This is a genomic window from Microbacterium sp. Yaish 1 (assembly GCF_002245215.1).
GTDB lineage: Bacteria > Actinomycetota > Actinomycetes > Actinomycetales > Microbacteriaceae > Microbacterium.
The window spans coordinates 952,063-977,659 of sequence record NZ_NPMR01000001.1 but is presented as its reverse complement, the minus strand read 5'-3'; the positions used below and the strand labels follow the sequence as shown (position 1 = coordinate 977,659).

Below are 25,597 nucleotides of genomic sequence, written 5' to 3'. Positions count from 1 at the left end.
GGCCGTGCGCTCACCTGGGTCGCATCCCCTTCACCTGGCAGCTCGTGCCCCCACACAGCCCCAGAAGGGGCAACAACTGCCAGCCCAGAGCGAGCCCACGCTCAGGGCCCGCCTCGCCAGGTCCGTGCCACGATGGGCGAGTGCCGGTCGTCGAGTCGCGTTGCGTCGTTCCCGTGCCCGCCGACGTCGCTTTCGCGGTGTCGCAGACGCAGGGTGAGGTGCGCAAGCGGTGGGATCCCTTCATCCGGCGGCAGCACCTGATCGGCGCGGTCCGGCCCGCGAAGGGCGTCCGCACGTACACGGTGCAGCGCTTCGGTCTGGCGATGGAGAGCGAGTACGTCTCGTACAACCCGCCGTCGAACGTGGGGATGAAGATGACGAAAGGCTCGTGGTTCTTCGCGCGCATGGGCGGCGGGTGGCGGTTCAGTCCGGTCGAGGGTGATCCGTCGCGTTCGCTGGCCGTCTGGCGCTACAACTTCGCGTGCCGCCCCGCGTGGCTTGCGCCGCTCGCGGAGCGCATCGGCAGCGTCATCCTGCAGCGCGACATCGATCGGCGGATCGCCGGGTTCGCCCGCGGATGCGTGGATCCCGTCGTGCTCGCCGAAGCGGAGCGCCTGCGGACGGCGTAGACGGCCGCGCCGAGGCGTCACCGGCTGCGGAAGACGAGCCGATCGTGGGCACTGAAGACGTGTTCGTCGTCGCAGCGGAATCCGCGCAGCCAGGGCTTGCCGTCGATCGTGCGCAGGTAGAAGCCTCGCGGATAGTCATCGTCGGGGCTCAGGCGCTCGGTCACGAGCGTCATCGACGCCGTGGGCGCGCGGCCCTCGTTCGTGCGGTTGTCCGGAGCTGAAGGCTGCCCGAGGTATGCGAGCCGCAGGTAGGGCCCGGTTTGAGGCGGGCACGGATGCAATCCGCGTTCGCGAGCCGCGGCGAGGATGCGGGGCAATGTCGCTCCGGCCGGGAAGCCGAGCTCGCCCGCGGACAGCGCGATGATCGCGATCTCGCCCTCGATCGGTGCGTCGAAGACCGGGTCGAGCAGGAGCGTCCGAGCGTGAGCGTTGAGCTGGACCCCTGCTCCCTCGAGGCGCTGCTCGAGTGAGCTGCGGGAGGATCCGTCGAATGCCACGCGGCCGGGAAGCGCGGGGTCGGCCATGCTCCTCAGGCTAACCGAGGCGCAGATCGTGAAGAGCCCGTGTCAGAAGGGCGGTGGCTCGTCGGGCGGCCCGCCGGAATCGGGGACGAAACAGACCGACGGAATCGGAACATCTTCGCGGTAGACCCTGCCGAGGGGTGAGGTCCATTCCAGGACCCCGCCGCCGAGCTGCCGAACTTCCCACTTGGTGAATTGCTTCATGGAGTGGTGTCTTTGGCAGAGGTGGGCGAGGTTGAAGATGTGGGTGTGGCCGCCGAGGGCGTGATCGATCGTGTGATCGAGTTCGCATCGGATCGCAGCCCGCCGGCATCCGGGGAACCGGCAGTGCTGGTCTCTCGCTTTGAGCAGCCTGCTCATCGCCGCGGGCGGGCGGTAGGTGTCGACCTCGACGGGCGTGCGGGTGATGGGGTCGATGAAGAGCCGGTTCCAGATCCGCGCGCGGCCGGCGAGCTTGCGGGCGGTGTCGGCGTCGATGAGCGAGGCGCCCACCAGCTCGGCGGGAGCATCGTCGACGCCGGTCACCGTCTCGGACGTCAGCGTCACCTGCACCCGCGCCCGGATCGCGCCCAGCGGCCCCGCGCCGTCGCGGCCATAGGTGGGGTCGACGACCGGAGCGCCGCCGAGCAGCAGATCGCCGAGGATGTCGGCGCGCAGCTGATCCATCGTGCGAACGTCGGGCGCCGCAGAACCCTCACCCGCAGAACCCTCACCCGCAGAGCCCTCACCCGCGGCATCCGTCACCGGCGCATCCGCGGCGGTGGCGCGGGCATCTTTGACGGACTGCGCCATCGCGGTGAGGCGATCATGGATGCCGGTGGCGATCACCGTCGGCAGGGTGGCGCCGAGCTCGGACATGCCGTCGGTGCCGTGCGTCACCCAGACGCCTCGCTTGGCGGCAGCGGAGCGGTGCCGCTCGGCGAATGACTCGGACCCCATGCGGGCGGCGAGGTTGCGCAGCGGCTCGCGCACCCGCGATGCGATGTCGCGCTCGCAGATCGCGATCGCCTGCCGCTCGTAGTCGGGGCGGATGTCATCGGCGAGGCCGCATCCCATCTTGACGACCACATCGACGTGGTCGCGCGTGATGCGCTGCTGCTCCCATGCGTCGAACACGGCGGGGTAGTCGTCGACGATGGTCAGCGCGTGGTCGATCTCGCTCTGCGCACGGCGGTCGTGCGAGCGTCGCACCCCGGCGATCTCCGCCGCGATCGAGCGCATCTCCATGTCGGACCCCATGCCGCGCGGCCGCTCGCTCGTGCGTGCGCGCTGGACGGCGGTGCGTCCCGCCTCGGCGAGAGCGCGGGTCATCGCGATGTGCGCCGCATGAAGCAGGTCGTCGGCCTCGGACACCCGATCGACGATGCCCGCGTACGGCGAGCTCGACGAGCCGGCATCCGGTTCGTCGGTGGTGTCGCCGTTCGATGTCATGTTCCCATTTTGGCAGAGGGGTCGGACATTCGTATCGAATATCCGTACATCTGTGGAAAACAAATCTCGGCCGGTTCTGGGGAGGAATCGCTGATGTGTCAGAACCGACCATTTTTCCCAAGGTGCGCTTTCTAGGCTGGTCGTTTCGGTGTCACGAATCGAGGTAGAGGGATGAATCGGATCGAGCCGGCCACCGGTGTGCCCGACCGGCCCCGGCTGACGCGGGTGCTCGAGTCGCCGCTGGTGCGGCTGAGCGTCGTCCAGGGGCCGACCGGGGCGGGCAAGACGACGCTCCTGCGCACCTGGGTGCTGAGCACCGAGCGCCCCCGCGACGTCGTGCTCGTCTCCGTGCCGGCGGGCATCTCCAGCAGTCTCATGCTGTGGCGCCGGGTGATCGCCGCCGCGGGGCGCGCGGGGCATCTGCCGGAGGAGGCGGCCGCGACCGCGATCGAGCTGGTCGAGTCGGGCGCCGATCCGATCGAGACCGCCCGCCGCCTCGTCCCCCTCGATCATCCGGCCGTGCTCGTGCTCGACGCCTACGAGCGGCTCGGAGAGCTCACCGATCAGATCGACCGCGACCTCGTCCGCCTGCTCGCGATGTACCCGATGCTTCGCGTCATCGTGGCGACGCGGGGCGATACGGCGCTGTCGGTCGCTGCGCTCGACGACGGGCTCACCCGGGTCATCCGTCACGGCGAGCTGTCGCTCACCGCCGACGAGGTGGGCGCGCTCCTGCGCGAGCAGGGGGCACCTGACGATGAGCGCGTCGCGCGCCAGGTCGTCGCAGCGACGGGCGGGTTCGCGCTCGCCGTTCGCGCCGTCGTCGACGAAATCTCGCAGGTCGGCCACATCCTCCGTCTCGATCCGAGTCAGTGGCACGGCGTCGTGGCCGACCGGATCGCCGCGTCGCTGAGCGGCCCGGCGACGGCCGACTTCGTGACCGACACCGCCGTCGCTCCGTTCGTGGGTGCTGCGCTCGCCCGCCGATTGAGCGGAAACCCGGATGCCGATTCGCTGCTCACGACGCTCGAGCGGGAGGGTTTCGGCCGGTGGATTCCCTGCGCGTCGGGTGGGCGCGTGTTCCAGTACGTCGAGCCCGTGAAGGATGCGTTCCGCGCGCGTGCTCGTCGCGATGGCGAGCGCTACCGCCGGTCGTGCGTGACCGCCGCGCGGTCTCTGCTCGAGGGCGGCACCGCCCTCGGCCACGCGCTCGAGCTGGCGGTCGAGGGCATGGATTGGGCGCTCGCCGACCGGGTGCTCGCTCACCTCGTCGCGGCCAGCACCGACAGCTACCCGGACGACACGCTGCTTCCGGTGCTGCAGCGCGTGCCGCAGGACGTTCTTCCGCGGCATCCCATGCTGGCGTTCGGCCTGGGCCTGGCACTCTCGGCGAACCCGCTGCGCTGGCCCGAGGCTGCCGGTGTCTTCGCGATGGCGATCGACGCGCCGTCGTACCCGACGTACATCGACCCGGCCCTCGATGAGGTGACCCGGATGACCGTCCGCGCGACGGCGCACCGGCTGCGCGGCGATGGGAGCGCCGCGACCGAACTGAGCGCGCGCGCCCTCGAGCTGATCGCTCGGATCGAGCCCGCCGCCAGGTCGAGAGTCGGAGAGCCGCTGGGCGCGATGCTGCGGCAAGTGAGCCTCTCGCTCTGGCAGGGCGGGCGTCTGCCCGAGGCGATGTCAGCGGCGATGACGTCGGCGTCGGTGTCGTCGCAGCCGGCGTCACGGAACTCGTCGACCGCCGTCGCCGCGGCCCTGACCGCCCCGGCGGGCGACACGGTGCGGGCGCGGGCGCTGCTGGCGACCCTCGACCGCAGCACCTGGCCTCTGCAGGCGCCGCGGCCGGTGTCGGCGAACGGTCTCGCGGTCGTCGCCGAGGCCTGGATCAGCTTGGACGCGCTCGACTTCGCCGGTGCCGCTAAGCAGCTGAAGCTCGCCCCCACGGAGTCGCAGTCCGAGTGCTGGCCGCTGGTCACCGCGACGAGCCTCGCCGTCTGGCACGGCAAGGGGTTCGCGGCGGCCGAGGCCGAACGCGTCAGCACCGAGCTCGAGCGCAGCGATCTGCCCGGCGTGGGGGAGAACATCGCGAGCCGGCAGCTCCACGCCGCGCTCGCGCTGGCCTGGCTCGCCGCGGGCGATCACCGCCGGGCGGCCGAGGTGCTCGAGGCGCAGCCGAGCGACAGCCCGTACCTCTCGCACGCGCGCGTGATGTGGCTGCTGGCCGAGCGCCGTGATGCCGCCGCGTTCGAGCAGGCCGAGGCCGAGCTGGCACGCACCGGTCACACGATCCGTTCCCGCGCCGAGGTGCAGACGTCGGGCGCGATCGCCGCGCTGCGGGTCGGCGACGAAGAACGGGCCTGGGCCTGGCTCGGAGCGGCGGCGCTGGCATCCGACCACTACGGCGCGCGGATGCATGTCGCCTTGCTGCCTCCGCGTGATCGGCTCGCACTGGGGGAGTTCGCCGCGCAGCGGAGCGCCCCGTTGCTGCAGCGGTACCTCAGAACCCCGGGCCGCGCCCGCGGTGCTGCCCGGCCGGCGGCGGTCGAGCTCACCGATCGCGAGCGAGTCGTGCTCGCGGCGGTCGACCGGCACGGGAGCACCCGCGACGTCGCGGCGGCGCTGTTCGTCTCGCCGTCGACGGTGAAGGCTCAGTTGCAGTCGATCTATCGCAAGCTCGGGGTGACGTCGCGCCGCGCCGCGTGCGACGTGGCCCGCGAGCTCGGCATCCTCGGTCCGGAGGTTCCCGCGCGCGTGCCGTGAGTGGCGGGCCGGTACTAGTCCGAGGGTGAAATCCTCCGCCGAAGGACTATGCCGCGGGCTCGGGTGCGCCCGGCGTGTCACCGGACTGCGACGGTGGGATGAGCCTCGCTACGAGCGCGGCGAAACCGTCGTCGCCGAAGGGGGCGACGACACGGACGATGCGCTCGGGGCGACACCCCTGCGCGTCTGGGGAGGAAACATGGAACATGATGCTGCAGGCACGCGCCTGCGTCGAAGGGGCAGGGCGAGTGCGGCGCTCGCCGTCGCCGTGCTGGCCGTCGGGATGTGGGGCGGTGCCGCGCCGGCACTGGCGGCGGGGTCGTCGGCGGTGCTCGACACCGTCGAGTTCACGAACGACACCTTCCAGGACCAGTCGGTCCAGACGCTGAAGGTGACGTGGCACGCGAGCGAGTCGCCCGCGACGCCGACGCTTCGTGTCGCGTTCGACCTGCCGTCCGAGCTCATCGGCCAGGGCACGTCGTTCAGCATCGGCAACGGCACGTGCACCGTCACGGCGAGCCGGGTCGAGTGCGTCATCGACGACGACTACGTCATGTCGAACCCCCTCGACATCCGAGGCGAGTTCACGATCCGCGCGCAGGTCGACCTCAGTAATACCGAGGCCGTTCCCAGCGCGACGTTCACGGTCGGGGGCGTGGCGACGCCGCCCGTGCACATCACATCGCGGTACTGCGCCGAGAACTGCAGCTATGACGGCGTCTGGAATCCGTGGAAGAGCGGCTGGTACGAGAACGCGAACGACGCCGTGCACTGGTGGATCGGCGTGCCGACCCGCGGCCAGGGCGTGCAGTCGGAGGACGACGGGCGTTCGCTCGCCGCTGGACAGACGGTGACCGTCACCGACCGTTTCGATGAGCAGAACCCCTTCACGCTCGTCGAGGGATCGCCTCGCGTCCAGCGCGCGAGCTGCGTCGTCACCGACCGGTGGAACCAGCAGACGCCGGTCTGGACCGACCTCGACCCGTCGCAGTACACCGTCAGCGACGGTGGCCGGCAGGTGCGGTTCGAGACGACCGCCGGCACGGGCTGCTCCGGTCAGGATGCCGCGGAGAACCCCGTCGCGCTGACCGGATCGGTGTACCGCGTGAACTGGGACGTCATCGCGGAGGACGGCGGCAAGGGCGTCACGGGGCCCGGCTCGTACCGCAACGACGCCACCGTCGCGATCGGCGGGACGGCTCGCGAGGCCGTGTCGACCGCGACCCGGTACAGCAGCAGCGGCTCGGCGGTCGGTCAGAACTACGCCCGGTTCCAGCTGCGGAAGACCTTCGACCTCGATGCGGGTGTCATCGCGCCCGACGGCATCCGGGTCGACTACACGATCGCGTACCCCGGCGGCATCCCGGCCCCCACCTCGGGCACCATCACGCTCGACGCCGGCAACGACTGGTCGTACACGAGCTCCGACATCTACGCCGGCTCGACGGTGACGCTGAAAGAGGTCGACCCGTGGCCGAGCAATGTCGACGGATCGTCGGTGCTGACGCTCGCCGGCGCTCCCGTCGCGCCCGCCCGCGACGGCTCGTTCAGCTTCACCGCGACGCACTCGTCGACGCCGCTCGACGTCACGCTCACGAACGCTGCGGCGTTGCAGACGCAGGCCGTGCAGGCGCGCAAGCAGCTCGACAACCCGGATGGGATGCGGATGCCGGAGGGCACCGCGTTCGAGCTCACGGCGTCGTGGCCCGCGAACCCCGAGCTCGCGATCGCGGCCGGCTCGGCATCCGTCGCGCTTCCCGCCGACGGGTCGATCGTGGAGTTCCCCGCGCTGCCCGTGGGGGCGGAGGTCAGCTTCGCCGAGACCGCGCCGGCCGATGTTCCCGGCGGCACGTGGACCGGATCGAGCGTCTCGCCGCAGACGATGACCATCGGCGCCGATTCGGTCGGCGCGACCGTGACCGCGACGAACGTGATCGCCCGCGACGTCGGGTTCTTCGCGATCGAGAAGAAGCTCACCGGTGACGCCGCCGACCTGGTCGTCGACCGCACCTTCGAGGTCGACTACGCGTGGCCTGCGAACAGCGAGCTCGGCATCGAGGCGGGGTCGGGAACGGTCACGGTCGCCGCGGACGAGGATGCCGTGGCCGTCACCGCGCCCGCCGGCGCCGAGGTCACGCTCAGCGAAGCGCCCGTCGCGATCACGGGAGGCACGTGGGCGGCCCCGACCTTCGAGCCGGGCAACACGTTCACGGTCGTGCAGAACGAGACCGCGCGGATCACGCTGACGAACCTGCTCGACCTGAACACGGGCGCGTTCTCGATCCACAAGGTCATCGAGGGCAACGCCGCGGGTCAGGTGCCGGCCGACACCGAGTTCACCGTGCACTACGCGTACCCCGCCGGCGTCGGTTTCGGCGGCGCCGAGGGTGAGCTGACCGTCCGTGCCGGTCAGACCGTGACGAGCCCGCAGCTGCCCTTCGGTGCGCAGGTCACCCTCACGGAGATCGCGCCCGCCGACATCGAGGGCGCGACGTGGGAGGCTCCGGCGTTCAGCCCGGTGAGCGTGACGATCGGCGACGGCACGGTCGTCGAGGTGACGCTGACGAACACGCTCACCGCGCCGGAGCTCGCGGTGACGACCTCGGGCGACCCGAGTGACCTCGCCGCCACCGGTGTGCCGGGCGGCGAGGCGACCGTGTGGTGGGCGACCGGGGCTGCGGTTCTCATGCTCGCCGTGGGAGCAGCGGTGCTGACGGCATCCCGCACGCGGCGCTCGCGCTCGGGAGCTGCGGCCGAGTAGAGCGGTATTGCCAAGTGGCAATGAGTGGCCGGAGTGCATCGATCGCTTCGGCCACTCGCTCGTTCGGTCAGCGCTTGCGGCGGCCGCGGCGCCGACCGTACGCGGCCGCGGTCGCGATCGCGGCGACGGCGAGCAAAGCGGCGATGAAGAAAACGGTGGTGTCCACGACGGCCCCTGACGGTTCTCGGTCCACGCCACGTTACGCGGGAGACGGATGCCGCGGGCGGCTCCGTAGCGCCGGAATCTCAGCGCCAGCGCAACCGGACCGGTAGCCGATACGGGTCGTAGCCCTGGGTTCACTCAGGCCTCCTGTGCTCGAAGCCCGAGGCGCGTATCGTCGCGTCCGTCGGGCGCTGGGCCCGACGCGCGCCGATCGGGGCCGGTCATCGGACGGGGAGGAACCATGCGCAAGTATCGAGTGACTCACATCTACGACGCCGCCGACGGCTGGCGACAGGTTCAGCCCTTCATGCTGACCGCGGAGATCCGCGATGAGCTCGTGCCGGGCGGATGCAGCATGGTGCGAGTGCGCTCAGGGCTCACGCACCGCAAGCTCTCGCTCCTTCGCGTGCGCGACCTGCACTGAGGCGGGCGCGGTCGCTAGAATCGGGCCCTCACTGAGGAGACCGCTGTCGCCCCCCCCGGAGCGCTCACATGCCCTAGGTGCCCGCCGATGTCGAAGATGCGGACCACGCGGGGATAGCGCAGAGCGGGACCACGCTACCGGGCATGCAGAGCGTTTCGACGCCCGGCGTGCGCGGCTCGATCGACGTCCGCGCGTCGAGCGTTGTCACGCAGCTTGATATAAAACGTGGCCCCTGCCGCGATCAGAAGCGCGTACAGCAGCATCCTCGAGGATGACCGCAGGTTGTACTGCAGTGTTTGGATTGCGAACAATGCTGACAGTCCGACGATGGCGAGGCTCACAAACGGTATGCGCGCCTCCCACAAATAGCCAACCGCGCGGTCGAGGATAACGGCGAAGACACCGAATGCGCCCCAGACGAGGAGCGCCGGCAAGGTGCCGTAGTTCCACAACTCGCCGAGAGTCGAATACGGCGTCCATTGGTTGAGGGTGAGTGATGACGCGATGCTGTACCAGCCAGCGTCTTGGCCAGGCAGGGGATTGATACTGATCCACAAGTAGTCAAGCGGTAAGCGGTTGACGTGGAAGGCGGACATGCCTGTCGTCGGGAATGAGATCAGCACGTTATTGATCGTGGTGAGCCAGTCAACCTCGCCGAGATCATAGCCTCCGAGTGCTTCCGTGTAAGCCGCGAGGCCGTGCTGTGACAGGTTGCGGAGGAACAATGGCAGAGGGAGTAAGACGACTGCGACAGCACCCGCGACGGCGAGCTTGAGACAGATACGCGTCGGCTTTGCCATGAGCATGCCGATGATGAAAACGATCGGCAAGAGCGCGAGCCGGCGAGAGCCGAGCGCGAAGAACGTTGCGAGGTAGGCGACGGTGAGCAGCAGCGCAAAGGCTCGCCGGCCCCTATTACCTGCCGCGACCACGTAGCCGAGGAGAGCCGTCGTAGCTGTGGCAAGTTGTTGGCCCAAGCCGAATAAGGCTTTGGAACTGGCGCCCGCGAGGTACACATCGCGGCTGATAATGGTGCTGCCCAAGGCGATTAGCACCATCGTGAAGGGCACGAGGGCTATCGCATTCATCCAAAGCTGGCCACGGGGGGACACCTCAACGGCCGTGAGCGCCAGACGATCACGCCGTCGGGTGAACAGCGAGGCGGCAAGAGCCCCTACGCAGAACGCGGCGACGGATACCGCGTAGACGTAGGCTGTTGGCGCTCGATCCGCCACGGGGAGATTCAGTATGATCCCGCCGCCGGCCATACCCGCGAGCGGCTCAGCAAGAACGTAGCCGAACGCGCCGACGACAGCGATGATGATACCAATCAGCCAAACCGGCGAAAGCGGCACGATCTGCAGACGCGACCGCATCGATGCAAGCAGGAGCAGAGGAGCAAGCGGTACTGCGAACGGGAGCCACGTGGACTCGGGCGAGCTCGAGACCGCCAGTACCACGGCGACGATCACCGTGGCGGCAACGACCGCCCACAGGATGAGTGTGCGAGGGGCGGGCATGCGCCTAATCCTCGCACGGGCGCGTCGCGTGACTCGCGCCGTTCGACGCGACAGGCCGTTTGGTGCTCGAGCGCGGCGAAGTGCTACTCCCGGACCCCAGCCCGACCTGTTTTGGACTGCCGTTCACTGCTGGCGAGGCGCGCGTTGGTAGGGCGACGAGTCCGATCACCCAGGGCAGGACGAGTGCGCTCAGGAACACGAACGCCGGGGGAGCGCCCAGGTGCCTGAACGCGAGGATGAACGCAGCGTGGCCAAGGATCACTGCCCATCCTGAGAGCGCTAGGTGGGTGGCGACGGTGGAGACGACCCTTGGGAGGCGCGGTGCGTATGTCTCGGAAACTACGATAAGCGTCAACGAAATCACCGCAGCCGCGAGAACGCTGAGGATCGGCGTGCCCAGATCGCCGTTCTTCATGTCCACCGGCGCGGAAACGCCGAGCGCGATCAGCGAAACAACGGTCGCGAACACGGGCAGGACAAACCGCAGACGCAATCGCCCGCGGTAGCGACGGGCGGCGCGACCGATCATCACGAAGAAGAGCCCGGGCAGTGCTGCGCCAACATAGAGAGGTGCCGACGCGACGATATCGTTAGCAACATACGCCGCCCCGACGCCCACGGAAGCCACAGCCCAACTCACCCATGCCGGGAGCGGAGACAGCAATCGGCAGACGAGGGCGGCCATCAAGAGGGCGGGTGTGAACCAGTAGGCCATGTAGGCCGAGACCGGCACCGCGCCATCGAAACTGCCCGCGAGCAGGTTGATTGCGCTGTAGGCAAGGTAGATGCCCGTGCCCCATACGAGGGTTGGAACGACGAGGGAGCGCAACCGAGAGACAGTCTCGGCTCGCAGCGTTCGCTCGGCAGACCAGAAGTACCCGACGAGCACGAAGAACAACGGGACATGCCAGCTGTAGAGGAGAGGGCGGATCACGCCTTCTGTGGAGATGTGTCCCGCGACGACAGCAACGATTCCGATCACTCGGACCATGTCGATTGCGCCTGACCGCGCCCTCTGTTCCGTTCGCACGGGACGAAGTCTATGTGTGCCTGTCGCCTGTCGCCTGTCGCCGCAGTCGGCAACGATCGGCCAGGTATCGCGGGTGGCTGATCGCGCCGGCCGGCCCAGCGGAGAATTGGCTCATGACCCACGTTGCTGACCTGCTTGACTTTGAAGGGGCGCGCGCCGCGGACCGGCTAGACGGGCGGCTCTGCGTCTTAAGGCTCGGGTTAGTCCTGGCCCGGTAATGCACGTCGCGCTTCGCCGACGCTCGCGTGCCAGGCGAGCGACCCTTCCACGGCCCACACTGGGCGCCGGTGGCTCGAGCGGTGCCGCCCGCGGGTTCGAAGAGTCGATCGGGCCGTCGACCCAGGCACCGGTGCAGTGAAGCGCGTCGATCGCTTCGGTCACTCGTTCATCCGAGACCTCATCGTGGATGCCGAACAGCACGATGTGGCGGAAGGCGCTCACTCGCGAATGCGCTCCACGTTGTCGTGGTACCAGGCCACGGTGCGCTCCAAGCCCTCCTGCAGCGAGATCTGAGCGGTCCAGCCAGCCTCGGCGAGCTTCGATACGTCGAGCAGCTTCTGCGGCGTTCCATCGGGCTTCGAGGTGTCCCACTCGGTCTCGCCCTCGAAGCCGGTGACGTCGGCGATCGTCTCGGCGATCTCGCGAATCGTGACGTCGGTCCCGGTGCCGACATTGACCTGCTCCGGGCCGTCGTAGTGCTCGAGCAGGTGGAGCACAGCATCCGCCATGTCGTCGGAGTGGAGGAACTCGCGGCGCGGGGTCCCGGTGCCCCAGTTCGTCACGGAGCTCGCACCCGAACGCGCCGCCTCGTCATAACGACGGATGAGCGCGGGCAGGACGTGAGAGCCCTGCGGCGAGAAGTTGTCGTTCGGCCCGTAGAGGTTCGTCGGCATGGCCGAGATCCAGGGAAGCCCGTACTGTCGCCGGACCGCCTGAGTGTGCAGGATGCCGGCGATCTTTGCGATCGCATAGGCGTCGTTCGTCGGCTCCAGGTGGCCCGTCAGCAGCGAGTCCTCGCGGATGGGCTGCTCGGCGAACTTGGGGTAGATGCACGACGAGCCGAGGAAGGCGACACGTTCGACGTCGTTCGCGAGTGCGGCATCGAGCACGTTCGTCTGGATGCGCATGTTGTCGCTGAGGAAGTCGACGGGGTACGTGCTGTTCGCCATGATGCCGCCGACCTTGGCTGCCGCCAACACGACGTATTTCGGCTTGATCTCGCCGAGGTACGCGAAGACATCATCGCGGTTCTTGAGGTCGAGCTCCTTCGACATCTTGCCGACGACATTGGTGAACCCGGCCTTCTCGAGCCGGCGCACGATGGCCGAGCCAACGAGCCCGCGGTGACCCGCGACGTAGAACGTCGCGTCGCGGTCGAGCTCGCCCGGCGTGTAGGTCAGTCCGTCGCTGGCGGTCACTTGTGGCCCCACGAGGCGAGCTTCACAGTGTCGATCCAATCGGGGCCCTGTTCGAGTGCTTCCACGTCTGCATCAACCATCAGCTTCGCCAGTTCCTTCCCATCGATGGTGGGAACCCAGCCGAGCTTGTCCGCAGCCTTCGCGGGCTCGCCGATGAGGGCGTCGACCTCGGTGGGACGCAGGTAGCGCTCGTCGAACTTCACGTACTCCCGCCAGTCGAGGCCGACGTGTCCGAACGCCGTTTCCAGGAAGTCGCGGATCGTGTAGCCGACACCGGTGGCGAGAACGAAGTCCTCGGGCTCGTCGACCTGCAGCATCCGCCACATGCCTTCGACGTACTCGGCGGCGTACCCCCAGTCGCGGATGGAGTCGAGGTTGCCGAGGTAGATGTCTTTCTGAACGCCCGCCTTGATGCGAGCGACGGCACGCGTGATCTTGCGCGTCACGAATGTCTCGCCGCGACGCGGCGACTCGTGGTTGAAGAGGATGCCGTTGACCGCGAACATGTCGTACGCCTCGCGGTAGTTCTTGGTGATCCAGTACGAGTACAGCTTCGCGACGCCATAGGGCGAGCGGGGGTAGAACGGAGTCTCTTCGTTCTGCGGCGGGGGAGTGGCGCCGTAGAGCTCGGAGGTCGATGCCTGGTAAAAGCGGGTCGTGATTCCCGAGAGGCGAACTGCCTCGAGCAATCGGATCGTGCCGGTGCCGGTGGTGTCGGCCGTGTGCTCGGGCTCGTCGAACGAAACTCGCACGTGCGACTGCGCGGCCAGGTTGTAAACCTCGTCGGGGTTGATCTCCGACATGAGCGTGACCATGCGCGCGCCGTCGGAGAGGTCACCGTAGTGCAGGAACAGCTTGGCGCCGGGCTCGTGAGGGTCGACGTAGAGGTGGTCGATCCGGTGCGTGTTGAAGGTAGACGCGCGGCGAATCAGGCCGTGCACCTCGTATCCCTTCGACAGCAGTAGCTCTGCGAGGTAGGAACCATCCTGGCCCGTGATGCCGGTGATGAGTGCGCGCTTGGTCAAGATGAAGCTCCATCCGGGGGGCTATGACGAGTCGAGGGAGCTCCATGCTGCTCATGTCCCCCACGGATGAGCTGCTCCAGTAGGTTAGCGAAGCGATCGATCGCGAAGGATTCGTCGAGAACGGTCTCTCTGTACCGACGCCCACTAGCACCCAGCGCGTCGGCGCGCGCGGCATCACGACCGAGAGAAACGGCCGCTTCGAGGAGCGCTGACGGAGAGCCCGCCGGAACAACCACTCCCGCCTCAGCAGCGCGAATCTCTTCGGCCGTAATGCCGCTCTCGTCGGTAGCGGCCAGCACGGGGCGGCCTGTCGAGAAGTATGAGGTGAGCTTGCTCGGCACAGCCATCTCCGAGACGCCGGGCTTCTCGTTCACAAGGAGAACATCGGCGGCGGCCAGAGCTGTCGCGAACTGAGCGTCTGGCAAAGGGTCGAGGAAATCGAGTTGAGTCACGCCCTCCGCCGACGACTCGAGTGCGGCCCGCTCGCCGCCGTTTCCGAGAAGGACGAAACGTACGCCGGCCTTAGTGTCATCCGAAAGACGAGCCGCTTCGACGACGTTCTCGAGCCCCTGCTTGACTCCCATATTGCCGGCGTGCAGTACGACGGTCTCGTCGCCCCACCCGAGGCTCTTGCGGACAGCAGCTCGATCCACCGCGGGCAAGGAGGGCAGGTGCGTCCAGTTCCGCACGACACTGATGCGGTCGCGAGCCACCCCGAAGTCGTCCGAAACGCGGCGAGCGAATCGGTCGTGGATGACGACGACCTTGTCTGCCGCTCTCAGAACGCTGCCCTCGGCGAGCCTCATAATCCGCCCGGTGACGCCGGCGCCTTGACCGGTTTCGGCAAGCCCGAGACTGTACAGGTCCTGCACCCAGACGACAGTTGGAGTGCGTCTGTGGGTGAGTTTCGCGCGGAGCATGCCGATGCACGTCGCGAAGAGCGCTGGAGACACGAACACCAGAACGTTAGGCCGGCCCCACCGTGTCATCGCCGCCCGGACACCGAAAGTGATCTCCGAGAGCAGCCTTCGTAGACCCGTTGGAGGGCGCGGCACGTAGTGCCGGACCCGGTGCACCGCGACCGACGCGAGATGTTCACGGCGCGACCACTGGCCGTAACCTGGCGCGACCTGCCAGTCCGGATAATGAGGGTGAGCCGTTACCGCTCGCACGCGGTTTCCGCGGGCGGCGAGGCCCCGAGTCATCGCTCCGGTGTACGGGGCGATGCCTGTGGGCTCCGGGGGGTAGTTGATGCCGACTACAGTGACAGCGGGGGCATCCTTCGGCATACCCCCGACCATATAGCGGGCATCGTTTCGCAGTCGTTACGGAGGGCGCACATTGGATGACATCCCGGTGATCGACCTCTCCCAGGCGCCTGGCGAGCGTGCGGCCTGGGGCCGTCCCACTTGGCAGGTCTACCTGTGGGCAGTGGTCGAACTCCTGCTCGTCACCAATCCGTGGCAGATCAGCTCCGGCTTACGCATCCGCGCCCTTCGCGCGTTCGGCGCCGAGATCGGTCGCGGAGTCGTCTTCCGCCCGCGGACGCGGGTCAAGTTTCCGTGGAAGCTCCATATTGGAGACCGCTCATGGATCGGAGAAGGCGTCTGGTTCCACAACCAGGATCATGTGTATGTCGGTCATGATGCCGTCATCTCGCAGGAGACCTTCATCACTACGGGTAGCCATGCGCACCGACGCGACATGGCGCTGATCACGCGCCCGGTCCACATCGGGGACGGGGCATGGATCACATCCCGGTGCGTCGTGCTCGGGGGGAGCCGCGTAGGACGGAGCGCGCTCGTGCGCCCGTTGAGCCTGATCGACGGACGCCTCGTTCCGGATGCCGAGGTGTGGGGCGGCAATCCGCTGGCGTACGTCGCTCCGCGCTTCTCGAAGACGGCCGTGCCCGAGTGAAAATCGCGCACGTCGTCACCTATTCGTCGTCGGACGGCGCGTTCGGCGGGCCGACGCGGGTCGCTCTCGCCCAAGCTAAGGCCCTGGCTCGCCGCGGGCACGAGGTCACGGTTTACGCCGGCAGTCCGCGTGACGAGGCGAACGATGTTGTCCAGGACGGCTACCGGTTGCGTACCTTTCCCGCTCGGCGGCTGGCGCCTTTTGGCGGATTTGCCACGCTGTGGCCGGAGGGGATGCAGCGAGCGTTGCGTCGTGACCTCAGCGACACCGACGTCGCGCACATCCATCTCGCCCGTGACCTGGTCACCCTCCCCGCGGCGATGCTGTCCGCGACGTCGGGGGTCCCCTTTGTCGTGCAGCCCCACGGCATGGTGGACGCCTCCGATCGTCTCCTCGCCAAGCTGCTCGATGCCGTCGCGATGCGAAGAGTGTTGCGGCGTGCGCGGGCCTGGCTCGTCCTGACGGAGCGGGAGCATGCCGATCTCGCTGATCTCGCATCCGCCGCACGCGTGACGCGCCTTGTCAACGGTGTGGAGCCCACGCCGCCGCCGCCCTATGACGGTCGACGTGACGAGGTTGTGTTTCTTGCTCGACTGCACGAGCGCAAGCGGCCCCTGGCGTTCGTCGAGATGGCCCGGCTGCTGGCGGATCGCCTGCCGACTACGACGTTCCGGATCATCGGACCCGACGAAGGCGAAGGCGGCAAAGTCGCAGCCGCGATCGACGCGGCGCGGATGGGTGACCGGCTCGTGTGGTCGGGGCCGCTTCCGCCATCGGAGACCGCCGATGCTCTCGCGTCCGCTCGGGTGTACGTGCTTCCCTCAGTGAACGAGGTGTTCCCGATGTCCGTCCTCGAGGCCTTCATCGCGGGGACTCCTGTCGTGACCACCTCGTCGCTTGGCATTGCGCGCGATTGTGAACGATATGGCGCCGCGATGGTGACAGACGGCTCCGTCGAAGCGCTGGCGAATGCCGTGCAAGAGGTGTGGAGGTCGCCAGCGCGCTCGAAAGAGCTGCGCGACGGCGCGCGGCGTTACGTGGAAACGGAACTCGACATTGAAGCTGTCGCGGCGACGCTGGAGCGGGAGTATGAGCTCGCTCAGGAACCGGCACGGCATGCGTGAGCTGTCGATCGTGCAGCCCTACGTGCCGCGCTACCGCGTGGCCTTCTTCGATGGCTTGGCTCAGGCGCTTCGAGACGACGACGTTCGCCTACGAGTCATCGCGGGAGAGCCGACGAAGAGCCAGAAGGCGCGGGGAGATGCTGCCACGGCGGAGTGGCTCGAGACAGTGGCGCCGCGAATAGTCGAGATCGGCGGCCGGCATCTGTCGCTCACTTACTCACGTTCGCTTTGGCGCGGATCTGAAGCGGTCATCGTGCCACACCAGGGGTCATCGTTGGACGCGGTCTCCGCGCTGGCGCGCCGGGGAGAGACTCGCGTGGGCGTGTGGGGCCACATCGCGTCCTACACCTCTCCTCTGAACGTCGTGGACGGCCTGGTCGAACGATGGCAGCTACGACGCGCTCACCACGTCTTCGCGTATACCCCCGGGGGCGCGGAGTTCGCCAGGAACACCGGTGTAAGCCCGCGCAATATCACTACCGTCATGAACACCATCGACTCTGACGAATTGTTGCGCGCGCTGGACCAGCTGTCGGTCGCGGGGGCGCGTGCGGCGCTGAGTGAGCGCGGTGTACCCGACGCCCCCTATCTCGCGTACATCGGTGGTCTCGACGAGAGCAAACGAATCAGATTCCTCGCAGAGTCGCTGGACATCGCCCACCGACGAGGCATCGACGTGCACATCGTGGTGCTCGGCCGCGGCGACCAGGCCGAGCTTCTGGGCCGGGCAGTCGCTCGTGGACAGGTGACCAGGCTGGGCTACGGCGGTGTCACCGACAAGGCTGCTGTCTTGCGCGGAGCGCGAGCGGTCGTCAATCCGGGCCGTGTCGGGTTGCTCGCGGTCGACTGTCTAGCGGCTCGTACACCGCTCATCACCACGGACTGGCCCTGGCATGCTCCTGAACTCGAGTACCTGCGGGGTGGCAGCCTCGCCAAGCTCGTGGCTGATGACGCAGGGACGTTCGCCGAGACCATGGGCGTGGCGATGCGCGGAGCACCATCGCACCCTGCTGAGGATTGGCCTCACCCCCCAAGGCTGCGCGACATGGTCGCGAACTTTCAACGCGGCGTTCGTTCGATGCTGGACGGATGAGGCGAGCGAGCGAGTGCGACGGGTGTCACCGTTCACACGACTGCGGCAAGATGTTCATCGTCCGGCATCCGAAGCGAACGATCCGGTTCGCGTTATGCGGTACGCTCCGACAGCGACCTCGATGAGGGCCTAGGGGACTCCGCTCGCGGGGGGGCTTCGACTCCACGATTGTCATACCCGAAATGACCATTGTGGCCCCGACGGTCTTTCCTGCCGTCGGGCCGCTGGGGAGCTTGTGTGTCATCGCTGTCTGGGAAGCCCCGCGTCCTCTGGGTGACCAATAATGCCGCGCCTTACCGGATGCCGGTCTGGGAGTCTCTCGCCGAGAATGTCGAGCTGAGGATCCGCCTCTTGCAGGACGATGAAGAGCTGCTGTCTGCGGGGCGACGATCCGCGGAGTGGACCGTCTCGTCTGCGCGCTCGAGTGGTCTAGACATCTCCACCCTGCGGACCATGCGCGTCGGTCGCGGGGAGCGCCGTTACTACGGTCTGCGCGAATCGGCCTCCCGCTTAGTTGACGGCTGTGACGCCGTCCTGCTCGGGGCTTGGGAATCGCCGGCATGCTGGCAACTGTCTGCTGCGGCGGGACGGCTCGGCGTGAGGCGAGTCGGGTTCTATGAATCGACTCGCATGTCTCAGCGGCATCACGCTGGCCCCATCGCTCGAGCTCGAGGCAGGTTCTTCCGTAGCATGGATGCTGTCGTGGTACCCGGGCCTGCTGCTGCCGACGCGCTGCGCGACCTCGGGGTGCACGAGTCCAGGATCTTCGAGGGGTTCAATGCGGTCGATGTAGCCCGGTTCGCCGCGGTCGCGCATCTAGCTCCCGAGGGCGAGGGGCATCGTTATCTGTTCGTTGGGCAGCTGATTGAGCGTAAGAATGTCGACGGACTTATCCATGCGTTTGCTCGCTGCAGGCGCCCGGAAGATTCGCTGACAATCGTCGGAACCGGCGAGCAAGGCGCGAGTCTCGAACATCTGGTCGCCCGATCGGGCCTGGGTTCGACCGTCCAGTTCGTCGGCAGCTTGGCATACGAGCTGCTCCCGAACCTGATGGCAGACCACCACACTCTTGTTCTCCCGTCGACAGAGGAAGTCTGGGGTCTGGTCGTGAATGAGGCGCTCGCCGCCGGCCGGCACGTTGTGGTCAGTGATCAGGCCGGAGTCGCGCAGAGCGTGTCCGGTATGCCCGGGGTCTATGTGTGTCCGCCGGCCACTGGTTTGCAACAAGCGATGGCGGACTCCCGACAAGCTTGGGCCGGTCCGCGTCGCGACCCCGCGATTGCGCGTCACACCCCCGAGGCGTTCGCGGAGGTCTTCCTCAGCAGCTTCGAACGGACGGGGTGAAGGTCGGGGAGCAACTCGTCTTCGGACATCTGGCATGTCAGCTAGTCGTTCTGGCTGAACGGATCGAACCCGTCCCGCGCCGTTCCCACCGACTAGACAAGCCCGGTAGGCTGGGATAGCGCCATCAGGCGACTCCGTTAGACCATTCGAGTCCATCCCCATAGCGAGGCTGACGCGCGAGGGTAATGCATCACGCACGGGCGCCGTACCCGGGTGCTATCCCCTTCTTTGCTAGCAGGTCCGAGACAGAAGCGAGTCAGCTGAGGTGAAGATTCGGTCGACTGTGGCAAGATTCGATAGACCCGACTTCTGGATAGGGGTTGACAGCGCGATTACGGCTGCCGCGAGTGCGATACTGCTCATCGTCGGTTCACGGGTCCTCGGATCAGGTGGATTGGTTCCACTGGCCATGGTGCAATTGTTTGCATCGTCTGCCGTTATCTTGCAGCGAGCAACGCTGTTGTCGCCGGCGCTTGCGGCTCGACGACAGCTGGGCGCGCCGGCGGCTATACCCACGCGGTGGGCCTGGTTCTCGGTCCCAGTATTCGCGCTGCCGGTGGCTGCCATCTGTCCTTTTGTCATGGGGGCTTCTGAGGCGGTATTCATTGCGGTGCCGGCCGCAGCAGCATTTGGCATCGCTGCAGTTGGTTTGGATTTCGTTCGCTATATGTTCATATCGCGCGACATGCCGAGATATGCCGTCATTATGGATATCGCATGGGTGGGAATGCTCGTGATTGGCGGGCTAATCGTCATTGCGCAGCCGAGTTGGCTGTCCTTCGCGTACGGTTGGTCCGTTTGCGGAGCGTTGGCCTGCGCGGTTGGCGCCGTCATTGCGATCAAAGCTGAAGGGCCGAAGTCGAGGGCGACGGTAACCTTGGCGGGAACGTTACGGCTGGGGCGGTGGAGCGGCCTCGACAATTTACTCTCCGTCACGGCGAACTTGGTGCCGATGGCGGTCGCGACGCTCACCATAGCGACGCCCCTCGCCGCCGTTTATAGAGTTCTGCAGACGGCGCTAGGCCCGCTGAATATCGTGAACACGACATTGATGGCGTCATTCGGATTGAATAGTTGGCGGCTCACCAGCGTCGAAGCGCTACGCGACCTCCGATCGCGTGTGAAGAAGAGTGTTATGGTTCTGCTCGCGGCTACAATCCTCTATGTAGGCTTGGCGTTCACCATCATAATCTTGGCGGCGGGGATCTCATGGAGTGATTCCATCCGCGTTGTCGCGGTCCTCTTTGTGGCGGCTATTTTGGGTGCGTGGACTAGCCCGTTGGCTGCCGCCTCGTCAGCGCTGGGATACCAGTTCCTCGGCCTCATCGTGAGGATTTTGGTGGTTACCTTTTCCATCTTTATCAGCTGGACGGTGTCCGCGGGTGTCAATGCGCCTATTGATGACCCAATCGGCGCTGTTGCTCTAGTGGCTGCTTTGCTGGGCATACTCGGATGGGGCGTGGGGTACGTCCTTGCCATGCGGAGGGAGCACCGTGTTCTCGGGTCCGAGTGAATGTCGTATCTGGGGTCCTCGTCGCACTCGAAGTCTGGCAAGCTCGCGAGTTTTGACGCGGGTTGTGAGCGTCACCACATCAGCCGGTCGGCGTGGCGGACGCGTACGGATCATTTGCCGGTTTCGTCTATTTGCGGGTCTCCTTCTGGCGGTCTTAGAGTAGATGGTCGACACGGATCGCCCAATTTTGGGCATTGCAGCGATCAGCCCTGTGGCTGACAGGAAGCCTGCCTGGGTTGGTGCTGCTGTCAAACGGACCTCGGAATTCGTATCCTCGTGGAGTGTTTGCCGATGATGACACGTTCGCTAGTGCTGAATTCTGGCACTCACCCCGAGCCGATCTACTGGGCTTCGGTGCTGGCGCGTTCTTCGGATCATTGTTTGTACGCCACCTCTACTTCGTGGGCCTATGACTCGCGGCTTATGCGAATCGCCCGCGCGGCAACGAGCCTCGGGGACCCGCTTTCGCGGCATGTTTTACGGCGAAGTCTCCCAGCTAGTGCTACTGGATTTCGGGTTGTCGGCCGTGCTCGGACTCTTGCGGCCTATGAGCAGTTTCGATCGAGGTCATCTTCGGATTCGGATGCGCTGGTTGCGGCCCGGATGTCACGATTCCGTGCTACGACGCGTCGCCTCTCCGATCGGCTGCGGCCGGAGCTGATTATCGGGCAATATACCTCCGCACTCGGGGGATTTCAGGCAGCCCCGCAGGCGAGGAAGGTGCTGCTTTATCCGATCGCTCATCATGACTGGATGGTGGACGCGTTCGCCTCTGAAGCCGAAGCAAACCCGGGGTGGAAGCCGTTTCTCCAGGGGGCGGCGCTAAGCGTAGAACGTCGCAGCGTGCTGGAGGCGGAGATTTCCCATGCTACGGACATAGTAGTTCCCAGCACCTTTGCGAAGCGTACGTTTGTGGAAGCCGGCGTGGAGTCCGGTCGTGTGCACGTCATGAGCCTCGGGGCCAGCATGGATCATGAGGTTGCAGCGAGTTTACGAGCTGCCTCGAGTCACAAACTAAAGCGCCGGGGGCCGTTGCGAGTGTTGTTTGCTGGGCAAGTGAATCAGCGAAAGGGAATATCATATCTCTTAGATGCAGCCGCGATGCTGGGGAAGGCAGCGGTTAGTCTGCAGGTTGCTGGCCCGTGCTCGCCCTCAATGCGCCGTTTCATCGAGCAGCGTTACGATTTCGTCGATTTTCTGGGCACCATGCCGCGCGCGACGCTCATGGCGCGAATGGCGGACGCGGATTTGCTCGTCTTGCCAAGCCTCGCCGAAGGGTTCGGGCTTGTAGGAATAGAAGCGATGCTGGTAGGGACGCCCGCGATCGTATCCGAAGAGACGTTCGCTGGCGACGTTGTCACGGACAACCACGACGGCTGGATTGTGCCTAGCCGTTCGTCTTCGGAGCTGGCAAGCATCATGTGGAGGCTCTTCGAAGATCGCACAATCCTCGAGGGCGTCGGCGCGGCCGCGGCGGAGACTGCCTCGCGGTTCACTTGGGGCCGTTACGAAGACGAGATCGCAGCGTTCCTCGACACTGCATGCTCCAACGGCTAATCACCAAGCGCTTTCCCCCGGTGCGAGCGCTGCTCGACCGGTCCGCGCTGCGATCACCAGATCGCCTACCAACGTCCAGTTTTCCACGTACGACAGGTCGAGGCGAACCGACTCTTCCCAAGACAAGCTGGACCTCCCGCTCACCTGCCACAGTCCGGTGATGCCCGGCTTCACGAGGAACCGGCGGTGCACGTGGTCGGCGTACTTCGCGACCTCCGAGGGCAGCGGCGGTCGGGGGCCGACGAGCGACATTGATCCGCCGATGACGTTGAAGAGCTGGGGCAGCTCGTCAAGGCTGAACTTCCGCATCACGCGTCCCACGGGCGTCACGCGCGGGTCGTTCTTCATCTTGAAGAGCACCTCGTTGCCCGAGTCGCGTTGCTGTTTGGCAAGAGCCTCGAGCATGTCCTCGGCGTTGACGACCATCGTGCGGAACTTCAGCATCGTGAACTCGCGCCCGCGCAGGCCCACGCGCGTCTGCCGGAAGAAGATCGGCCCCTGGCTCGACAGGCGAACGCTGAGCGCCAGGAACAGCAGAACGGGGCTCAGGAAGACGACACCGATCGTGCTGGCGACGATGTCGACGGTGCGCTTGAGGAAGAGCTGTCCGCGACTGAACTTCGGCGTCTCGACGTGCATGAGGGGGACACCGGCGACGGGGCGGGTCTGGACTCGCGGGCCCGCGACGTCGACGATGCTCGGTGCGAGCACGAGGTGCTGACGGCCGGCCTCGAGTCCCCACGAGATCTGCTTCACCTTGTCGGGCGGCAGCTCGTCGGTGCTCGTGACGGCGACGGTGTCGGCGCCCGTTGCGGCCATGGCCTGGGCCACGGCATCCACGCTGCCCATGATCGGGATCTTCGTGCCCGTTACGCTGCCCGCGACGCGACCCGAGGGAACGCAGGCGCCGACGACGCGGTATCCCGATCCGGGCATGCGCTTCAGCTCGCGAGCGAGATGGGTGACGGATGCCTCCGACCCCACCAGCAGGACGCGCGCCGAGTATTCGCCGACCGAACGTTTCGCGACGAGCCACTGTCGCCAGAGCCAGCGAGAGAAGAGCAGCATCCCGACGCCGACGGGCAAGCTGATGAGCAGGAATCCGCGCGCGACATCGACCCGCGCGAGGAAGGCGAGGATCGCGATGACACCGAAGAGCGACAGGCTCGAACGTGCGATGCGCGCGTACTCCTCGGCGCCGGCCCCGATGATGCGGTGATCGCGGGTGTCGGCGAGGCTGAGCGTCCACATCCACACGGCGATCAGCCCCGCAGAGAAGAGCCAGTACGAGAAGTCGGTGATCCGCGAGTCTTCACGGATCGATACCTGCGCGTTGCCGAACCCGAACCAGGCGATCTGCGTTCCGTAGACGACCCAGATGAGCACCAGTAGATCGGTCAACCGCAAGAGCGAGGCGTATCGGCGGCGCCAGTCACGCGGTCCGCGGTATGCCGCCGGCGCGGAGGCTGTGCCGGGGTTGTTCTCGCGATTCGACGAGAGTCCCGATATGAGGGGAGGGGCGGCGGTCGCGGATGCGGGCGCAGTGGGGGAGTCGTACGGCATGACATCCTCCCTCGCGGCGCGTGATGAGTTGCTGAGGGAGAGATCGTACGCCGCGTGTGTGTCGTACGCGTGAAATTGGGATCACCGAGCTAACGGGCGCCTCTCCCGAGCCGATGGTATCGGTTCCATGCGAATGACTTAAGTCCCCCATCCGGTGGACACGCGGGAAAAGATGCTGGTCAAAAGGACAAATCGCGAAGCCGGATGCGCACGCTGACTCGTATTTCGTACCAGGGGCTTGCGCGTACCGGCCTTACCGCTTGTTACGCCTCGCAGGCTCCCGATGTCTCGGCGCTGAAGATCGCGTCGACGAGGCTCTTCTCGTCAGCGGCGGCGAGGGGGCCCGTCTCGAGGTGCAAGGCCAGCAGGCACGAACCGCTCACCGCGGTGAGCGTGCCGTCGTCGCGGTGGACCGTGGTCGCGGCATCCGCTGAGGCCTCGGCGGATGCCGTCAGCTCGAACGCCGCGCGCGCCGACGCGGCGGACGCGAGCGTCACCAGGCGCACCGTCGCGAACCGGGCGCCGTCGCGGGTGAGGTCGAAGCCGAGGTCGCCGGGCTCGCCGGTCGCGGTGGCCGTCAGGCGCCCGGCGGAACCGGCGTCGACGTCGAAGGTGTCGGGCCACGAAGGGATGTCGTCGGGCAGCGTGCCGCTCTCCTGCCACCGCCACAGGGTAAGGACGGTCGTGTCGCCGACCTGGCGCGCGAGCACATAGTTGTCGCCCTTCAACGGCGTGAGCTCGCCGTCGACTCCGACGACCGTGGCGAGCGTCGCGTCGGGGCCGTCGCCGACGCGGGTGACCGTGACGACCCCGAGGTCGGGTGTGTTCTGCGCGCGCAGGTAGCCGGCGGGATGCAGCTCGCCCGACCCCGTGACCGCGACGATGTCGTCTTCGGCGGTGCGGTGCACCACGGCCGCCCCGGGCGGGATGAATCCCGCGAGTGCCTGCACGACAGACCCGTCGTCGCCGACGAGCCATAGGTTCGCGGCCTCGTTCGTCGCGGCATCATCGCTCGCGGCATCGTCGGTTGCAGCGATGAGCCCGTCGACGAAGTCGAACCGGGCGGCGGTGGCTGCCGGCGTGCGCCAAACCTCCCGGAGGGAATCGTCCAAACGGACGAGATGCGAGGGGTCGTCGTCGCAGACCTCGAGGACGGCCAGCCACGGGTCTTTGCCCGGCGAGAGGTGGGCCGACCCGACCGAGCACGACTCTCGCGGCATCCACGGATCGGCGGTGCGGACGTTGGCGACATCCGAGATCGAGACCGCGTCATCCCGTACGGCAGCGACCCGCCCGTCGGAGAACGCGCCGATGACCGACCCGCCGTTGGCGGTGCGCGTCCACATCGCGTTGCCGGTCGACGCGCTCACCGCGGAGACCTGAACGCCGGTCTCGAGCTGCTGCTGCACGGTGACGACATCCCCGCGAACCGTGACGGCCGACGGGGGCGGCGTGAACGGCAGGCTCCACCGCGTGCCGCCGTTCCTCGTGTTCAGCGCCGCGAGCATCTGCCCCTCGTCGGATGCGACGACGACGACGCCGTCGTCGGATGCGACGACCCGGGTCGCCACGTCGAACGTGGTCTCCCAGCGCGGCGCGAACGCCTCGGCGTCGGGGGTGCCGGTGCACCCCGCGATGAGCAGTCCCGCGATCGCCAGAAGAGCCGCGCCGGCGGTCGGTCGCAGCGCGCCACCGGCCCGTTCAGGAGTCTCGGCCACGTTGCTTCTCCCTCGGTATGGTGCGACGTGCCCGCACCATACCGAGGGATCGCCCGGCTCGGGATGGGTCTCTGGACCCAC

Annotated in this window: 19 protein-coding genes; 10 read left to right on the top strand and 9 right to left on the bottom strand. The window is 66.9% G+C overall.

The features are described 5' to 3' along the window. The first annotated feature begins 140 nt into the window (after nucleotides 1–140). Entirely contained in the window at nucleotides 141–629 is a 489-nt protein-coding gene (locus tag CI089_RS04535; protein ID WP_094260459.1) for an SRPBCC family protein, read from the top strand. 17 nt (nucleotides 630–646) lie between these two features. Here CI089_RS04535 and CI089_RS04530 read toward each other — a convergent pair whose 3' ends face one another. After that, entirely contained in the window at nucleotides 647–1,153 is a 507-nt protein-coding gene (locus CI089_RS04530; protein ID WP_094260458.1) for a hypothetical protein, read from the bottom strand. A gap of 42 nt (nucleotides 1,154–1,195) precedes the next feature. After that, nucleotides 1,196–2,581, bottom strand: coding sequence for an HNH endonuclease signature motif containing protein (locus CI089_RS04525; RefSeq protein ID WP_094260457.1), 1,386 nt, complete (start codon nucleotides 2,579–2,581; stop codon nucleotides 1,196–1,198). A gap of 171 nt (nucleotides 2,582–2,752) precedes the next feature. Between CI089_RS04525 and CI089_RS04520 the strand changes: the two genes are divergently transcribed. The 3 genes from CI089_RS04520 to CI089_RS04510 all read left to right on the top strand — a co-directional run bounded on the left by CI089_RS04520 (nucleotide 2,753) and on the right by CI089_RS04510 (nucleotide 8,694). After that, nucleotides 2,753–5,347, top strand: coding sequence for a LuxR C-terminal-related transcriptional regulator (locus CI089_RS04520; protein WP_094260456.1), 2,595 nt, complete (start codon nucleotides 2,753–2,755; stop codon nucleotides 5,345–5,347). Nucleotides 5,348–5,546: 199 nt separating this feature from the next. Next, entirely contained in the window at nucleotides 5,547–8,108 is a 2,562-nt protein-coding gene (locus tag CI089_RS04515) for a DUF5979 domain-containing protein (protein ID WP_143738894.1), read from the top strand. 403 nt (nucleotides 8,109–8,511) lie between these two features. After that, the gene (locus CI089_RS04510) at nucleotides 8,512–8,694 is read left to right on the top strand and encodes a hypothetical protein (protein WP_094260454.1); all 183 of its coding nucleotides are present in this window, start codon (nucleotides 8,512–8,514) and stop codon (nucleotides 8,692–8,694) included. 134 nt (nucleotides 8,695–8,828) lie between these two features. Here CI089_RS04510 and CI089_RS04505 read toward each other — a convergent pair whose 3' ends face one another. From CI089_RS04505 to CI089_RS04485, 5 genes are all read right to left on the bottom strand, one after another. Then, nucleotides 8,829–10,214: a hypothetical protein gene (locus tag CI089_RS04505; RefSeq protein WP_094260453.1), complete on the bottom strand. Its 1,386-nt coding sequence runs from the start codon at nucleotides 10,212–10,214 to the stop codon at nucleotides 8,829–8,831. 4 nt (nucleotides 10,215–10,218) lie between these two features. Continuing rightward, nucleotides 10,219–11,244, bottom strand: a complete 1,026-nt coding sequence (locus tag CI089_RS04500; RefSeq protein ID WP_143738892.1) for an acyltransferase family protein — start codon at nucleotides 11,242–11,244, stop codon at nucleotides 10,219–10,221. A gap of 437 nt (nucleotides 11,245–11,681) precedes the next feature. Then, nucleotides 11,682–12,662 (bottom strand): GDP-L-fucose synthase family protein, encoded by a 981-nt coding sequence (locus tag CI089_RS04495; protein ID WP_094260451.1) that lies wholly within the window; start codon nucleotides 12,660–12,662, stop codon nucleotides 11,682–11,684. Then, the gene (gene gmd, locus CI089_RS04490) at nucleotides 12,659–13,687 is read right to left on the bottom strand and encodes a GDP-mannose 4,6-dehydratase (RefSeq protein WP_094260450.1); all 1,029 of its coding nucleotides are present in this window, start codon (nucleotides 13,685–13,687) and stop codon (nucleotides 12,659–12,661) included. Before gmd ends, CI089_RS04495 begins: the two co-directional genes overlap by 4 nt. Next, nucleotides 13,684–14,976 carry a glycosyltransferase gene (locus CI089_RS04485; RefSeq protein ID WP_094261234.1) on the bottom strand — a complete coding sequence of 431 codons (1,293 nt, stop codon included), beginning with the start codon at nucleotides 14,974–14,976 and terminating at the stop codon, nucleotides 13,684–13,686. The genes gmd and CI089_RS04485 overlap by 4 nt, the downstream gene beginning before the upstream one ends. A 67-nt stretch (nucleotides 14,977–15,043) precedes the next feature. Between CI089_RS04485 and CI089_RS04480 the strand changes: the two genes are divergently transcribed. From CI089_RS04480 to CI089_RS16730, 6 genes are all read left to right on the top strand, one after another. Further along, entirely contained in the window at nucleotides 15,044–15,604 is a 561-nt protein-coding gene (locus CI089_RS04480; RefSeq protein WP_373441581.1) for an acetyltransferase, read from the top strand. Further along, nucleotides 15,601–16,728 (top strand): glycosyltransferase, encoded by a 1,128-nt coding sequence (locus CI089_RS04475; protein ID WP_179223224.1) that lies wholly within the window; start codon nucleotides 15,601–15,603, stop codon nucleotides 16,726–16,728. Before CI089_RS04480 ends, CI089_RS04475 begins: the two co-directional genes overlap by 4 nt. Next, entirely contained in the window at nucleotides 16,721–17,821 is a 1,101-nt protein-coding gene (locus CI089_RS04470; protein WP_179223223.1) for a glycosyltransferase, read from the top strand. The genes CI089_RS04475 and CI089_RS04470 overlap by 8 nt, the downstream gene beginning before the upstream one ends. A 690-nt stretch (nucleotides 17,822–18,511) precedes the next feature. Beyond that, on the top strand, nucleotides 18,512–19,165 hold the full coding sequence (locus CI089_RS16365) for a glycosyltransferase family 4 protein (RefSeq protein WP_179223222.1): 654 nt from the start codon (nucleotides 18,512–18,514) through the stop codon (nucleotides 19,163–19,165). Nucleotides 19,166–19,448: 283 nt separating this feature from the next. After that, a complete protein-coding gene (locus CI089_RS04460; RefSeq protein WP_143738888.1) occupies nucleotides 19,449–20,678 on the top strand; it encodes a hypothetical protein in 1,230 nt (409 codons plus the stop codon). 291 nt (nucleotides 20,679–20,969) lie between these two features. Further along, nucleotides 20,970–22,235: a glycosyltransferase family 4 protein gene (locus CI089_RS16730; RefSeq protein ID WP_094260445.1), complete on the top strand. Its 1,266-nt coding sequence runs from the start codon at nucleotides 20,970–20,972 to the stop codon at nucleotides 22,233–22,235. Here CI089_RS16730 and CI089_RS04450 read toward each other — a convergent pair whose 3' ends face one another. Both CI089_RS04450 and CI089_RS04445 read right to left on the bottom strand, forming a co-directional pair. Then, complete coding sequence (locus CI089_RS04450; RefSeq protein ID WP_094260444.1) at nucleotides 22,236–23,798, bottom strand: sugar transferase; 1,563 nt, start codon at nucleotides 23,796–23,798, stop codon at nucleotides 22,236–22,238. 263 nt (nucleotides 23,799–24,061) lie between these two features. Further along, complete coding sequence (locus tag CI089_RS04445; protein ID WP_094260443.1) at nucleotides 24,062–25,516, bottom strand: outer membrane protein assembly factor BamB family protein; 1,455 nt, start codon at nucleotides 25,514–25,516, stop codon at nucleotides 24,062–24,064. Nucleotides 25,517–25,597 lie beyond the last annotated feature (81 nt).

Bases quoted from the DNA above. Each gene is read 5' to 3' on its own strand.
- CI089_RS04530 (WP_094260458.1), bottom strand. From the start codon at position 1,153: ATGGCCGACCCCGCGCTTCCCGGCCGCGTGGCATTCGACGGATCCTCC.
- CI089_RS04525 (WP_094260457.1), bottom strand. From the start codon at position 2,581: ATGACATCGAACGGCGACACCACCGACGAACCGGATGCCGGCTCGTCG.
- CI089_RS04520 (WP_094260456.1), top strand. From the start codon at position 2,753: ATGAATCGGATCGAGCCGGCCACCGGTGTGCCCGACCGGCCCCGGCTG.
- CI089_RS04515 (WP_143738894.1), top strand. From the start codon at position 5,547: ATGGAACATGATGCTGCAGGCACGCGCCTGCGTCGAAGGGGCAGGGCG.
- CI089_RS04510 (WP_094260454.1), top strand. From the start codon at position 8,512: ATGCGCAAGTATCGAGTGACTCACATCTACGACGCCGCCGACGGCTGG.
- CI089_RS04505 (WP_094260453.1), bottom strand. From the start codon at position 10,214: ATGCCCGCCCCTCGCACACTCATCCTGTGGGCGGTCGTTGCCGCCACG.
- CI089_RS04485 (WP_094261234.1), bottom strand. From the start codon at position 14,976: ATGCCGAAGGATGCCCCCGCTGTCACTGTAGTCGGCATCAACTACCCC.
- CI089_RS04470 (WP_179223223.1), top strand. From the start codon at position 16,721: ATGCGTGAGCTGTCGATCGTGCAGCCCTACGTGCCGCGCTACCGCGTG.
- CI089_RS16365 (WP_179223222.1), top strand. From the start codon at position 18,512: ATGGATGCTGTCGTGGTACCCGGGCCTGCTGCTGCCGACGCGCTGCGC.
- CI089_RS16730 (WP_094260445.1), top strand. From the start codon at position 20,970: ATGATGACACGTTCGCTAGTGCTGAATTCTGGCACTCACCCCGAGCCG.
- CI089_RS04450 (WP_094260444.1), bottom strand. From the start codon at position 23,798: ATGCCGTACGACTCCCCCACTGCGCCCGCATCCGCGACCGCCGCCCCT.